Source organism: Bradyrhizobium sp. 76 (assembly GCF_023073025.1).
In the GTDB taxonomy this organism is placed as follows: domain Bacteria; phylum Pseudomonadota; class Alphaproteobacteria; order Rhizobiales; family Xanthobacteraceae; genus Bradyrhizobium.
Genome location: NZ_JADPIS010000102.1, coordinates 398,588 through 413,016, shown reverse-complemented (window position 1 = coordinate 413,016; position 14,429 = coordinate 398,588). Strand labels below are relative to the sequence as shown.

Genomic DNA, 14,429 nt, shown 5'->3' with positions numbered 1-14,429 from the left:
GAGAGGCGGCCGATGTCCCAGGCCATACCGCGTATTGCCCCGCTCACCCCGCCTTATCCCCCAGAGATTCAGGCGCAGTTCGACCGCATCATGCGCGGTGCGCCGCCGCTGCTGCTGTTCCGGATGATGGCGGGCCACACCCGCGCCTGGGACAAGTTTCGCGCCGGCGGCCTGCTCGATCCCGGCCCGCTCTCGTTGCGCCAGCGCGAGATCGTGATCGACCGTACCTGCGCGCTGAACCAATGCGAATATGAATGGGGCGTGCACGTCGCGATTTTCGCCGCCCCGGCGGCTCTCAGCGCGGCGGAGGTGCGGGCGACCGTGCAGGGCGATGCGTCGTCGTCGTGCTGGTCCCCGGCCGAGCAGGCGCTGATCGCCGCCGTCGACGCGCTGCATCACCGCGCGACCTTTGATGACGCCGAGTTCGCCGCGCTGTCGGCGCATTACGACGAGGCGCAGATCCTGGAGATCATGCTGCTGTGCGGCTTCTATCGCATGGTGTCGTATCTGGCGAATGGGCTGCGGCTGCCGCTGGAGGACACGGCGGCAAGATTTCCGCAGCTCTAACCACACGTCATCGCGAGGAGCTCTTGCGACGAAGCAATCCAGGCTGTCTCCGCGGTGACAGTCTGGATTGCTTCGCTGCGCTCGCAATGACGAGCGGAGAGAGCGTGTCTTAAGCCACGCCCGCCCGCAGCAGATCGTGCAGGTGCACGATGCCCACCACCTTGTCCGCCTCGGTCACGACCAGCGTCGTGATCTTGCGGGTGTTAAGCACCTCGATCATCTCGGTGGCCAGCATCGAGGGCGGCACGGTCTTTGGCTGCCTGGTCATGATGTCGTCGACCGACGCCGCCAGCAGGTCCGGCCGCATCTGGCGGCGTAGATCGCCGTCAGTGATGATGCCGACGGCCTCTGCCGCATCGTTGACGATGCAGACGCAGCCGAGACCCTTGGCCGACATCTCCATCACCGCGTCCGACATCTTGGTGCCGAGCGGCTTGACTGGGATCTCCGCACCGGTGCGCATGTAGTCGCGGACGAATTTCAGCATCGCCCCTAACTTGCCGCCGGGGTGGAAATGCGCGAACTCCAGCGCGGTGAAGCCGCGGCCTTCGAGCAGCGCGATCGCAATGGCATCGCCGATCGCGGCCTGCATCAGGGTCGAGGTGGTCGGCGCCAGATTGTGCGGGCAGGCCTCGCGCGCCTTCGGCAGCTCGATCACGATGTCGGCGGCTTGTCCCAGCGAGGACGCCGCGTTCGACGTCACCGCGATCATGGGAATGGCGAACCGTGCCGAATAGTTCACCAGCGTCTTCATCTCCGGCTGCTCGCCGGACCAGGACAGCGCCATGATGACATCGTCGGGCGTGATCATGCCGAGGTCGCCATGACCGGCTTCGGCGGCATGGACGAAGAAGGCGGGCGTGCCGGTCGAGGCCAGCGTTGCCGCGATCTTGCGACCCATATGGCCCGACTTGCCGAGCCCGGTGACGATGACGCGGCCCTTTGCGTTGCGGATCAGATCGACCGCCTTGGCGAAGCTCGCGCCAAGCGGGCCGCGCAGGGCGGCGGCGAGCGCGTTGATACCGCCGCTCTCCGTTTCCAGGGTGCGGAGTGCGGATTCGACGCTGTCGGGAATGGGGCCGGATGATTGGGTCATCAGCGGTTTCGAACTCGGCATGTTCTGGTCCAGGGAGGAGGGGCGTTTGCCCGTTGGCGTCTGCTTAGCACGCCAGGGCCTTCGAGGCGACGAGGGCTCCCCAGCCCTCAACCGGTCGTTAACCATAATTGTTTTAACTCCATTAACGATGGTTCCCGCCGATCGGTGGGGACAATCGCGAAAGTGTTTGATTTCGTTGGAGTTCTTCCATCGTGGGGTCGTCTCCAGGCACGAGCCGGAGCAAACGCGCGCATTTCCTGCGCGCGGCTTTGCCGTGCTTTGCGCTGACGGTCCTTGGAAGCGCCCCCATGGCCGCCCAGAGCCTCACCCCCGACCTGTTCAGTCCTAACCGCGGTGGCTTCGCCTCGCCCGACACGCTGCCGACGCGCCGTACCGCGGGCGTGCCGCAGGCACCGTCGGATGCGCTGCCGACACTGCCCGATCCCAACGCCGATTTGCGCAAACGCCAACAGACGCCGGCGCGCGCGGGCCAAAACCCGACCAGCCAGAACCCGACCAGCCAGGTCCCCATCTACGGGCTGCCCGCCGCCAACGGCGCCAGCGCCTCCGGCTACGATTCGCTCAACCGCAAGCGACAGCAGCCCAAGCTCTATCCCGGACAGCCGAAGCCGAAGCGTCCGGTCGGCCCCGGCTCGCCGGTGCCGCCGGCAACGCCGGAGCGAACGCTCGGCCCGCCACGCATCGCGCCGCCGCCCTCCGAGACGGCGCACAAGACTCCGGTCGCCCCGGCGATGGCCGGCAACGTGCCCGGCCAGCCGCTGCGCCGCCGCCTCAAGATCGATGACGATGCATTCGGCGCGGTCGGCGACTATGCTGGCAGCTTCTTGATCAAGGGCGGGCTCGAGCTCTCCACCGGCTACGACACCAATCCGGCGCGTCTGAGCAAGCCGGTCGGCTCGCCGGTTTATGTGGTCGCGCCCGATCTCCTCGTGGCGTCCGACTGGGAGCGCCACGCGCTGGTCGCGGATCTGCGCGGCTCGTTCTCGGGCTACACCAACAACATGCCGGCGACGATCGACGGCTTTGCCTCGCCCTCGCCGGTCGAGGTGGACCGCCCCGACTTCAACGGCCATGTCGACGGCCGCATCGACGTCAATCGCGATCTCAAGCTGACCACGCAACTGCGCCTGCGGCTCGCCACCGATAATCCCGGCAGCCCGAACGTGCAGGCCGGTCTGCAGAAATATCCTGTTTACGCGACCTATGGCACGACCGTCGGCTTCGACCAGGCCTTCAACCGCTTCCAGGTCGCGGCCGGCGCCACCGCGGATCGCACCGCCTACACCAACTCAAAACTCACCGACGGCTCGACCTTCAGCAACGATGACCGCGACTTCAACCAATATGGCGGCGTGGGGCGCTTCTCCTACGATCTCAAGCCGGGCCTGAAGCCGTTCGTCGAGATCCAGGGCGACACACGCGTCCACGACCAGGCCGCCGACCGCAATGGCTTCTTCCGCGATTCGAACGGCGGCTACGCCAAGGTCGGCACGTCCTTCGAGTTCTCGCGGATCCTCACCGGCGAGGTCTCGGTCGGCTATTCCGCGCGCAACTATGTCGATCCGCGCCTGAGCCAGCTCGCGGGCTTCCTGACCTCGGGCTCGCTGATCTGGAATGCAAGCGGCCTGACCACGGTGAAATTCGCCACCGACACGCAGATCGCCGAGACCACCATCCCCGGCTCCTCCGGCGTGCTGGTGCACACCTACGCCGCCGAAGTCGATCACGACTTCCGCCGCTGGCTTACGGCAGTGGGCAAGTTCACCTACGGCACCTACGACTACCAGGGCCAGAATCGCAACGACAAGACCTACTCGTTCGAAAGCAATCTGATCTACAAGCTCAATCGCAACATCTGGATCAAGGGCACGCTCCGCCACGACATCCTGGATTCGAACCAGGCGGGGTCAAGCTCGCAGGGGACGGTGGTGATGGTCGGGGTAAGGTTGCAGAATTAGAGGGCGTGGCGGGTGCCATTGGCGAAGCCAAGCCCGAGGTGTCGTCCTGGCGAAAGCCAAGACCCATTAGCCCAGGCAGTAGTTTGGCGAAGACTCGTCGCTTGGTATTGCGGCCGGTCAACGATCGAGGAATCACGCGGTATGGGTCCTGGCTTTCGCCAGGACGACAGCGGATTGTTTGTCTGCCTTAAGCCGCGGCGGCTCAGCGCGGCAGATCCGTCTTCCCCATCAGGAACGTATCGATCGACCGGGCGCACAGCCGGCCCTCGCGGATCGCCCAGACCACCAGCGATTGGCCGCGGCGCATGTCGCCGGCCGTGAACACGTTCGGGCGCGAAGTCTGGTAGTCGAGCGTGTTGGCCTTGACGTTGCCGCGGGGGTCGAGCTCGACCGAGAGCATCTTGAGCAGGCCCTCGTGCACCGGGTGGACGAAACCCATCGCGAGCAGGACGAGATCGGCGTCGAGTTCGAACTCGGTGCCGGCGATCGGCTTGAACTTGTCGTCGACGCGCACGCAGAGCAGCTTCTTGACCTGGCCGTTCTCGCCGGTGAACTTCTGCGTCAGCACGGCGAATTCGCGGACCGCGCCTTCGGCCTGGCTGGAGGACGTCCGCATCTTGAGCGGCCAGTTCGGCCAGGTGAGGCCCTTGTTTTCGTGCTCCGGCGGGGCGGGCATGATCTCGAGCTGGGTCACGGAGAGCGCGCCCTGGCGCAGCGAGGTGCCGATGCAATCGGATCCGGTGTCGCCGCCGCCGATGACGACGACATGCTTGCCACCGGCCAAAATCTCCTGGACGCCGTTCAACGGTTCCTCGGACACGCGGCGGTTCTGCTGCGGCAGGAAGTCCATGGCGTAGTGGATGCCGGCGAGATCGCGGCCGGGGATCGGCAGGTCGCGCGGGGCTTCGGCGCCGCCGGTCAGCGCCACGGCGTCGTACTCGTTGAGCATCTCGCGCGGGTCGACATTGCCGTCGACGCCGACATGGCTGTTGTAGTGGAAGGTGACGCCTTCGCCCTCCATCTGCGTGACCCGGCGGTCGATGACGTTCTTTTCCATCTTGAAGTCGGGAATGCCATAGCGGAGCAGGCCGCCGGCCTTGGCGAACTTCTCGAACAGATGCACGTCGTGGCCGGCGCGTGCGAGCTGCTGCGCGCAGGCCATGCCGGCCGGACCCGAGCCGATCACCGCGATCTTCTTGCCGGTCTTCACGGCCGCCACTTCCGGCTTCAGCCAGCCATTGTCCCAGGCGCGGTCGACGATCGCGCATTCGATGGTCTTGATGGTGACGGGGTTGTCGTCGATGTTGAGCGTGCAGGAAGCTTCGCACGGCGCCGGACAGATGCGCCCCGTGAACTCCGGGAAATTATTGGTCGAGTGCAGATTGCGCGAGGCTTCTTCCCAGTTGCCCTGATAGACGAGGTCGTTCCAGTCCGGGATCTGGTTGTTGACCGGGCAACCGGGCGTGCCGGGCGAGACCGAGCCGGTGCCGTGGCAATAGGGGATGCCGCAGTTCATGCAGCGCGCGGCCTGGTCGCGCGTTTCCTTCTCGGAGAGGGGAACGACGAACTCGTGGAAATGCTTCACGCGCTCGGCGACCGGGGTGTACTTGCGGTCATGCCGTTCGATTTCGAGAAAACCCGTGATCTTGCCCATTAAACCCGAAGTCCCTGCCGCTTAAATTCGTTGTGTTTCTCTCTCGTCGTCATTGCGAGGAGCGTGAGCTTCGAAGCAATCCAGTCCGCATCGGAGGAGAAAGTCTGGATTGCTTCGCTACGCTCGCAATGACGGGGTGTGATGCTCAGGCCCCGATCGCGATTTTCGGCTCGGCGTCCGCGTTGGCGGCCATCTCGCGCAGCGCGCGCCGGTATTCGACCGGCATCACCTTGCGGAATTTTGGCAGCCAGTCCTTCCAGTTGGCCAGGATGTCGGCGGCACGCCTGGAGCCGGTCGCCTTGGCATGGCGCGTGATCAGGACGTGGAGCCGCTCGACATCGGAGGCGAGCAGGTCCTTGAACACGTCGACCCGGCCGTGCGCCTCGAGGTCACCGGAGTGGTGATAGGTGCCGGCGTTGATCAGCTCTTCCGACAGCACCGGCTCGAGCTCGACCATCGCCATGTTGCACAGCCTGTCGAAGTCGCCGGTCTCGTCCAGCACATAGGCGATGCCGCCCGACATGCCGGCCGCGAAGTTGCGCCCGGTCTTGCCGAGCACGACCACGATGCCGCCGGTCATGTATTCGCAGCAATGGTCGCCCGCGCCCTCGACCACCGCCACGGCGCCGGAATTGCGCACGGCAAAACGCTCGCCGGCGATGCCGCGGAAGTAGCACTCGCCTTGAATGGCGCCGTACATCACGGTGTTGCCGACGATGATGCTCTCTTCCGGCACGATGCCGCTGTTGGCCGGCGGCTTGACGATGATCTTGCCGCCCGAGAGGCCCTTGCCGACATAGTCGTTGGCTTCGCCTTCGAGCTCGAAGGTGACGCCTTGCGCCAGCCACGCGCCGAAGGCCTGGCCCGCGGTGCCCTTGAGGCTGACATGGATGGTCTCATGCGGCAGACCCGCATGGCCGTAGATCTTGGCGACCGCACCCGACAGCATCGCGCCCGCGGAGCGGTTGGTGCTGTTGATCTTGGCCTCGATCTTCACCGGCGCACCGCGGTCGAGCGCAGGCGTCGCCTGCTCGATCAGCGTGCGATCGAGCACCGCTTCCAGATGATGGTTCTGGCGCTCGGAGTGATAGATCTTCTGGCCCTTCTCTTCCTTCTGCTTGACGAAGAGCTTGGAGAAGTCGAGCCCCTTGGCCTTCCAGTGCGCGACCAGCTTGGTCTGGTCGAGCAGTTGCACCTGGCCGATCATCTCGTTGAAGCTGCGGAAGCCGAGCGAGGCCATGATCTCGCGGACCTCTTCGGCGACGAAGAAGAAGTAGTTGATCACATGCTCGGGCTGGCCGGTGAAGCGCTTGCGCAGGACGGGGTCCTGGGTCGCGACGCCGACCGGGCAGGTGTTGAGATGGCACTTGCGCATCATGATGCAGCCGGCCGCGATCAAGGGCGCGGTGGCGAAGCCGAACTCGTCGGCGCCGAGCAGCGCGCCGATCACGACGTCACGGCCGGTGCGGAAGCCGCCGTCGACCTGCACCACGATGCGGCTGCGCAGCCGCTCGCGCACCAGCGTCTGGTGGGTTTCGGCGAGACCGATCTCCCACGGCGAGCCGGCGTGCTTGATCGAGGTCAGCGGCGAAGCGCCGGTGCCGCCCTCGAAGCCGGCGATGGTGACATGGTCGGCGCGCGCTTTGGCGACGCCCGCGGCCACGGTGCCGACGCCGATCTCGGAGACGAGCTTGACCGAGACTGCGCCATCCGGGTTGACGTTCTTGAGGTCGTAGATGAGCTGCGCCAGATCCTCGATCGAGTAGATATCGTGGTGCGGCGGCGGCGAGATCAGGCCGACGCCCGGCGTCGAATGCCGGACCTTGGCGATGGTCGCGTCGACCTTGTGGCCGGGCAATTGGCCGCCTTCGCCGGGCTTTGCGCCCTGCGCCATCTTGATCTGCATCATGTCGGAGTTGACGAGATACTCCGTGGTGACGCCGAAGCGGCCGGAGGCGACCTGCTTGATCGCCGAGCGCATGCTGTCGCCGTTCGGCATCGGCTTGAAGCGGTCGGCTTCCTCGCCGCCTTCGCCGGTGTTCGACTTGCCGCCGATCCGGTTCATGGCGATCGCGAGCGTGGTGTGCGCCTCGCGCGAGATCGAGCCGAACGACATGGCTCCCGTGGCGAAACGCTTGACGATGTCCTTGGCCGGCTCGACCTGGTCGAGCGGTATCGGCTTGCGCTTCTCTTCGTCCGCATTCTTGATCCGGAACAGGCCGCGCAGCGTCAAGAGACGCTCCGACTGCTCGTTGAGGATCTTCGCGAAAGCGCGGTAGCGTTCCAGCGAATTGCCGCGCGCGGCGTGCTGCAGCAGCCCCACCGACTCGGCGGTCCATGCATGGTCCTCGCCGCGGCTGCGATAGGCGTATTCGCCGCCGACATCGAGCGAGGTCTTGTACACGAGCGCGTCGCCGAACGCGTCGGCATGACGGCGCACCGCCTCTTCGGCGATCTCGCCAAGACCGACGCCCTCGACGCGGGTGTGGGTGCCGGCGAAGAATTTGCCGACGAATTCCGCCTTGAGGCCGATGGCGTCAAAGATCTGCGCCCCGCAATAGGACTGGTAGGTCGAGATGCCCATCTTGGACATCACCTTGAGCAGGCCCTTGCCGATCGACTTGATGTAGCGCTTGACGATCTCGTAGTCGTCGAGCGAGCCGGGCAGGCGGTCCTTCATCGCGATGATGGTCTCGAACGCCAGATACGGATTGATCGCTTCCGCGCCGTAGCCGGCGAGACAGGCGAAATGATGCACTTCGCGCGGCTCGCCGGATTCGACGACGAGGCCGACCGAGGTGCGCAATCCGGTGCGGATCAGATGATGATGCACGGCGGCGCAGGCCAGCAGCGACGGGATCGGAACCCGGTCGGTGCCGACCATGCGGTCGGACAGGATGATGATGTTGACGCCCTCGCGCACCGCGCTCTCCGCGCGTGCGCAGAGCTCGTCCAGCACCTGGTCCATGCCGGCCGCGCCGAGGCCGGCGTGGAAGGTGGTGTCCAGCGTGCGCGACTTGAAGTGCGACTCGGCGACCTCGGAGATCGAGCGGATCTTTTCGAGGTCCGCGTCGGTCAGGATCGGCTGACGCGCTTCGAGGCGCTTGGTCGTGGCAAGGCCTTGCAGGTCGAACAGGTTCGGCCGCGGTCCGATGATGGAGACGAGGCTCATCACCAGCTCCTCGCGGATCGGGTCGATCGGCGGATTGGTGACCTGCGCAAAGTTCTGCTTGAAGTAGGTGAACAGCGGCTTGGCCTTGGCCGACAGCGCCGAGATCGGCGTGTCGTTGCCCATCGAACCTGCGGCTTCCTCGCCGGTGGAGGCCATCGGCGTCATCAGGATGGTGATATCTTCCTGGCTGTAGCCGAACGCCTGTTGGCGATCGAGCAGCGACAGGTTGGAGCGCACGCCGGTGGTCGGCACCTTCGGCAGATCTTCCAGCACGATCTGGGTCCGCTCCAGCCACTCCGTGTAGGGATGGCTTCTGGCGAGCTCGGCTTTGATCTCGTCGTCGGGGATCAGGCGGCCCTGCTCGAGATCGACCAGCAGCATCTTGCCGGGCTGCAAGCGCCACTTGGTGATGATCTGGTCCTCGGGAATCGTCAGCACGCCCATCTCGGACGCCATCACGATGCGGTCGTCCTTGGTGACGAGATAGCGCGCCGGCCGAAGGCCGTTGCGGTCGAGCGTGGCACCGATCTGGCGGCCGTCGGTGAAGGCGATCGCGGCAGGGCCGTCCCACGGCTCCATCAGGGCTGCATGATATTCGTAGAAGGCGCGGCGCTTCTCATCCATCAAGGGATTGCCGGCCCACGCCTCCGGAATCATCATCATGACGGCGTGCGGCAGCGAGTAGCCGCCCTGCACCAGGAATTCGAGCGCGTTGTCGAAGCAGGCGGTGTCCGACTGGCCCTCGTAGGAGATCGGCCAGAGCCGGTTGATGTCCTTGCCGTACAGCTCGGAGCTCACCGAGGCCTGGCGCGCCGCCATCCAGTTGACGTTGCCGCGCAGCGTGTTGATCTCGCCGTTATGCGCGATCATGCGGTAGGGATGCGCCAGCGACCACGCCGGGAAGGTGTTGGTCGAGAAACGCTGGTGCACGAGCGCCAGCGCGCTCTCGAAATCCTTCTCGTGCAAATCGGGATAGTACTTGCCGAGCTGGTCGGCGAGGAACATGCCCTTGTAGATCACGGTGCGGCAGGACATCGAGCAGGGATAATAGCCGGCGAGGCCGCGGTCGCGGCGCTGATAGATCGCCTGCGAGATCGACTTGCGCAGGATGTAGAGCCGGCGTTCGAAATCGTCCTCGGTCTTGGCGGTGCCGTTGCGGCCGATGAACACCTGCATGCAGGCGGGTTCGGTCGGCTTCACGGTGACGCCGAGCGAGGAATTGTCGGTCGGCACGTCGCGCCAGCCGAGCAGCGTCAGGCCCTCTTCCTTGATCTGGTCGGCGATGATGCTCTTGATGACGTTGCGCCACGCGGTGTCGCGCGGCATGAACAACGCGCCGATGGCGTATTCGCCCGGATTGGGCAGCGCGAAGCCGAGCTCCTTCGCCTTGCGGCTGAAGAAAGCATGCGGGATCTGCACCAGAATGCCGGCGCCGTCACCGGCGCGCGGGTCGGCGCCGACGGCGCCGCGGTGCTCGAGGTTGCAGAGGATGCTGAGCGCGTCCGCAACGATCTCGTGCGACTTCTGGCCCTTGATGTTGGCGATGAAGCCGACGCCGCAGGAATCTTTTTCCAGGCTCGGATCGTAGAGGCCTACGGCCGGCGGCCGTGAATTGTGTTCCTGAATCGGATCGGCCGTTTTCGAGGCGACCGTCGCCGACAGTTGTTCTGCCACGATGTTTCCGCGCTCGACTTGCGACCCGTTCATGTTCTCGTCCTCTCCATGGGGCAAGCTGCCTCACCGCCGTCTTCGGCGCACCTTGGGCGTCCCGCGGCACCCGCTTCTGGGTCACCGCTCGTCCGCTCGCGAGCCGCATTTTCTTAAATTCAGGCCAAGGCGTTCTTCGTCCCCGAGAACGGCTTTGCCTGTTGCCTTCTTGGCGCTCGAAAGCACCGACTTTCGTTGCAATCCCTATGCCGGAACCGCAAGCAAAATTGAGACAGTCTTCCTGTCCTAACCGTCACCTTGCCAAATTTTTGTCTATCACACAAGCGCGCGCAAGTCCCGATTCCCCATAGATCAATCAATCGCTTTCCAAAAGTTGCGCGGCCCCGGTTTAGAAGCAAACAAGCCCTGATCCGGCCCTGCCGACGCCGGAATCCCCAATGAAGCTTCGGATCAACCCTCTGGGAGACGCGCCACGCCACAAGAAGCGAAAGAGCGCGATCCATCCGGGGGCCTGACAGGAGCGTCTCGACCATGAAGTTTTTCACAGGATGTGTGGCCGCCGCCACGCTGGCGCTGGCCGCGACCGCGGCTCAAGCGCAGGTTCCAGGGCGAGGGGCGATGATCGCGGTCTCGGATTTCGAGGGCCCCTATGCGCCGCAGGAGGCCGCGCCGCCGCCGCCGCGGTACGGCTATGGCTACGAAGAACGCGGGCCGGCCCCGGTGCTACTGCCGTCGACCGAGGTCTACGCGGTGCTGCGCGAGAACGGCTTCTCGCCGCTCGGCATCCCGCGCCTGCGCGGCAGCGTCTACACCATCGCGGTGATCGACCGTCGCGGCGAGGACGGCCGGCTGGTGCTCGATGCCCGCGACGGACGGATCTTGCGCTTCATGCCGGCTGCCGACGCCTACGGCATGGCGCCGGGCTACGAGCAGCCTGCGGTTGCACCTTACCGCCCGCAAAGCGCGCTGCCGCCGCCGACGATGGTCCGCAGTGGTCCGCCCCGCCCACCGGCCCCGATCCCGCATGTCGCCAGCCGCTCCGTGCCGCTGCCGAAGGCCGCCCCGCCGCGCGAGGCACCGGTCGTCGCCGCCAAGCCGGCCGAGCCTGCGACGCCGCAGGCCCAGGTGCCGCAGGCACAACCTGTGACGCAGACCGCGGCCGCCGTGCCGTCCAAGCCCGCTGAGGTCGCACCGCAAGCCGCCGCGCCAACCGTAGGTCAGGTCAAGCCTGCCGCGACGATCCTGCCTACGCAGGAGATGCCGGCGGCACAGGGACTGGACTAAGCGCGGGCGTTTGATGCGATGGCCCGCATCACACCCAACGGTGTCGTCCTGGCGAAGGCCAGGACCCATACCGCGAGGTCTATCGAGCGATTGAGGTGCGAGTACCGGACGACGAGTCTTCGCCAAAACATCCCCTTGGGGTAATGGGTCCTGGCTTTCGCCAGGACGACGTTGGGGAGAGAGCGGAGCAAAACAAAAGGCGCCTGAGCACTCAGGCGCCTTTGCACCATGACAAGCGCCGCTCAGCTCCGCCCATACCCCGCCGCTTCCAGGATCAAATTCGCCACCTCCTTCGGATGAGACACCAGCGAGAGGTGGCCGGCGTCGAGCTCGATCGTGGTGGCGTTCATGCGCTTGGCGAGGAAGCGTTCGAAATCGGGATTGATGGTGTAGTCGCTCTTCGACACTGCGTACCAGCTCGGTTTGGAATGCCATGCCGCCTCTGTGGTGCGACCGGCGAAGATCGAGGCGGCCGTCGGCCATTGCACCGCGTAGAGCGCCTTCGCCTGCTCCGGCTTCACGCCATTGGCGAAATACTTCAGGAAGGCGTCTTCCGAGAGCCTGGTGTAACCGTCGCGCTCGACGACGCCGGTGCGCACCGGTCCCGCGGGGAATTGCTTGGACAGGGCGACGAAATCCTCGTTGGCATCGGGTGCGCGGGCGGCGACATAGACGAGGCCAGTGACCTTCGGGTCGTTGCCGACCTGGCTGATGACGGTGCCGCCCCAGGAATGCGCGACCAGCACGGTTGGACCATCCTGCTCGGCCAGCGCGCGCTTGGTCGCCTCGACGGAGTCCGACAGCGACGACAGTGGATTCTGCACGGCAGTTACGTTGAGGCCTGCGGCCTGGAGGATCGGGATCACCTCCGACCAGCTCGAGCCGTCGGCCCAGGCGCCGTGCACCAGCACGATGTTCTTGGCCTTCACCGTTTGCGGGGTCTGTGCGTGAGCAAGGCTGATGGGGGCCGCCAGCAGGCTCGCGGCGACGAAAAGGCTGCGCCAAAGTGTCATGATCGTTCTCCGTCTCATTTGTGTTCGATATCCAAAGGACGGTGTGCGGAGCGGCGGCGTTACGCTTGGTCACTCACCTGTGACAACCGCCTTGGTCGGGCGCGTACGAGACACGCAGGCGAGCTCATGCGGTGTGTGGGTAACGTAGAACAACAGACCCAAACCTGTATTTCGATTTCAACCGAAAACCAGCTGCCGGCCGCAGGATTTGCGGCTACTTGCAGCTTTCGCGAGCCAACGACTGAACACGCAAAAAAAACGCCCCGGGGCACCGGGGCGTTTTCGCAACCTGGAAGTGGCGTCCGTGATTTACGCGGCTACCGAGTTCTCGATCACCTGTGCGCCCTGCGCACCGGTGTTGATCGCGATCTGGCGCGGCTTCTTCGCCTCGGGAATCTCGCGGACGAGGTCGACGTGAAGCAGCCCGTTCTCGAGCGAGGCGTTCTTCACCTGCACGAAATCGGCAAGCTGGAATGCGCGCTCGAAAGCACGCGCGGCGATGCCGCGGTACAGCACTTCGGCCTTCGAGTTCTCGTTGGCGACTTTTTCGCCCTTGATCGTCAGCGTGTTTTCCTTCGCGACGATGGAGAGCTCATCCTTGGCAAAGCCCGAGACCGCAACGGTGATGCGGTAGTCGTTCTCGCCGGTGCGCTCGATATTGTAGGGGGGATAACCGGGGCTGCCGTCCGAACCGGCCTGGTCGAGCAGGTTGAAGAGGCGGTCGAAGCCGACGGTGGAACGGTAGAAGGGAGTCAGGTCGTACGTACGCATGGTCAAGTCCTCCATTGAGCGACTGTTGAGTAACCCGCCCGCCAATCGGGCCGGGCTTTCGTCTGTGTGCAGCCTGATGTTCCGGTTCCGAAACACTGGTAGCGGCCTGCACCAAGGTGATATGGGTTGACGAGAACGGCGTTCAAGAGGGCGGATACTTAGCCTTTTCGGCGCTCCCGCCCCCTGATTTGCAGCACTTCGTGCCCAAGCCCTCCCCATCATGACGCTGGTCTCGATACCATCCAATCCCGTTCCCGAAGACGTCGTCAGCGGCACCATCAAAACCCCTGATGGCGTCGAGCTGCGCTTTGCGCGCTGGGCGCCGCCGGCGAACCGCAAGGGCACCGTCTGCGTCTTCACCGGACGCAGCGAGCAGATCGAGAAATATTTTGAGACCGTGCGCGACCTGCGCGACCGCGGTTTTGCGGTGGCGATGATCGACTGGCGCGGGCAGGGCCACTCCTCGCGCCGCCTGCGCGATCCGCGCAAGGGCTATGTTCGCGACTTCGCCGATTTCGAGATCGACGTCGAGACCTTCGTGCAGCAGGTGGTGCTGCCGGATTGCCCGCCGCCCTTCTTCGCGCTCGCCCACTCCATGGGCGGCACGGTGATGCTGCGGGTGGCGCATGCGGGCAAGCGCTGGTTCGACCGCATGGTGCTGTCGGCGCCGATGATCGACCTGCCCGGCCGCGCCACCTCGTTTCCGGCGCGGGCGCTGCTGAAGACGATGCGCGTGTTGGGGATGGGCGGCCGTTATGTCCCCGGCGGCACCGACCAGATCACCGGGCTCAATCCCTTCATCAACAATCCGCTGACCAGCGATCCCGTGCGCTATGCGCGCAATGCCGCGATCCTGGAGGAGGATCCGACCCTCGGGCTCGCGTCACCGACGGTCGCCTGGGCCGATACCGCCTTCCGCGCGATGAACACCTTCAAGGGCAAAAACTACCCGTCCGATATCCGTCAACCGATCCTGATGCTGGCGGCCTCCAGCGACACCGTGGTCTCGATCGCGGCGATCGAGGAGTTCGCCTATCATTTGCGCGCCGGCTCCCATCTCGTGATCGCCGGTGCCAAGCACGAGATACTCCAGGAGCAGGACCGCTACCGTTCCCAATTCTGGGCGGCCTTCGACGCCTTCGTGCCGGGCACGCCGCTGTTCAAGTGAGGGGGAGCGATGCTTCCCTGCGACCACACGACGTCATGCCCGGGCTTGTCCCGGGCA

Annotated in this window: 9 protein-coding genes; 4 read left to right on the top strand and 5 right to left on the bottom strand. The window is 65.2% G+C overall.

Going from position 1 to position 14,429, the window contains the following annotated elements:
* Window positions 1-12: 12 nt before the first annotated feature.
* Window positions 13-567, top strand: coding sequence for a carboxymuconolactone decarboxylase family protein (locus IVB48_RS25870; protein WP_247404178.1), 555 nt, complete (start codon window positions 13-15; stop codon window positions 565-567).
* Between the two features lie 109 nt (window positions 568-676).
* Here the strand turns inward: IVB48_RS25870 and IVB48_RS25865 are convergent, their stop codons facing one another.
* Window positions 677-1,684: a KpsF/GutQ family sugar-phosphate isomerase gene (locus tag IVB48_RS25865; RefSeq protein ID WP_027514060.1), complete on the bottom strand. Its 1,008-nt coding sequence runs from the start codon at window positions 1,682-1,684 to the stop codon at window positions 677-679.
* Window positions 1,685-1,875: 191 nt separating this feature from the next.
* Between IVB48_RS25865 and IVB48_RS25860 the strand changes: the two genes are divergently transcribed.
* Complete coding sequence (locus IVB48_RS25860) at window positions 1,876-3,642, top strand: outer membrane beta-barrel protein (protein ID WP_247404175.1); 1,767 nt, start codon at window positions 1,876-1,878, stop codon at window positions 3,640-3,642.
* Window positions 3,643-3,844: 202 nt separating this feature from the next.
* Here the strand turns inward: IVB48_RS25860 and IVB48_RS25855 are convergent, their stop codons facing one another.
* Both IVB48_RS25855 and gltB read right to left on the bottom strand, forming a co-directional pair.
* Window positions 3,845-5,296: a glutamate synthase subunit beta gene (locus tag IVB48_RS25855; RefSeq protein ID WP_247404173.1), complete on the bottom strand. Its 1,452-nt coding sequence runs from the start codon at window positions 5,294-5,296 to the stop codon at window positions 3,845-3,847.
* A gap of 145 nt (window positions 5,297-5,441) precedes the next feature.
* A complete protein-coding gene (gene gltB, locus IVB48_RS25850; protein WP_247404171.1) occupies window positions 5,442-10,175 on the bottom strand; it encodes a glutamate synthase large subunit in 4,734 nt (1,577 codons plus the stop codon).
* A 492-nt stretch (window positions 10,176-10,667) separates the two neighbouring features.
* Between gltB and IVB48_RS25845 the strand changes: the two genes are divergently transcribed.
* A complete protein-coding gene (locus IVB48_RS25845; RefSeq protein ID WP_247404169.1) occupies window positions 10,668-11,420 on the top strand; it encodes a hypothetical protein in 753 nt (250 codons plus the stop codon).
* 242 nt (window positions 11,421-11,662) lie between these two features.
* On the opposite strand, the gene IVB48_RS25840 is transcribed toward IVB48_RS25845, so the two are convergent.
* Together IVB48_RS25840 and IVB48_RS25835 are read right to left on the bottom strand one after the other, a co-directional pair.
* Window positions 11,663-12,433 (bottom strand): alpha/beta hydrolase, encoded by a 771-nt coding sequence (locus IVB48_RS25840; protein WP_247404167.1) that lies wholly within the window; start codon window positions 12,431-12,433, stop codon window positions 11,663-11,665.
* Between the two features lie 309 nt (window positions 12,434-12,742).
* Window positions 12,743-13,204, bottom strand: a complete 462-nt coding sequence (locus tag IVB48_RS25835) for an Hsp20 family protein (protein ID WP_007597127.1) — start codon at window positions 13,202-13,204, stop codon at window positions 12,743-12,745.
* Between the two features lie 220 nt (window positions 13,205-13,424).
* Here IVB48_RS25835 and IVB48_RS25830 point away from each other — a divergent pair, with 220 nt between their 5' ends.
* Window positions 13,425-14,372, top strand: coding sequence for an alpha/beta hydrolase (locus tag IVB48_RS25830; RefSeq protein WP_247284709.1), 948 nt, complete (start codon window positions 13,425-13,427; stop codon window positions 14,370-14,372).
* Window positions 14,373-14,429 lie beyond the last annotated feature (57 nt).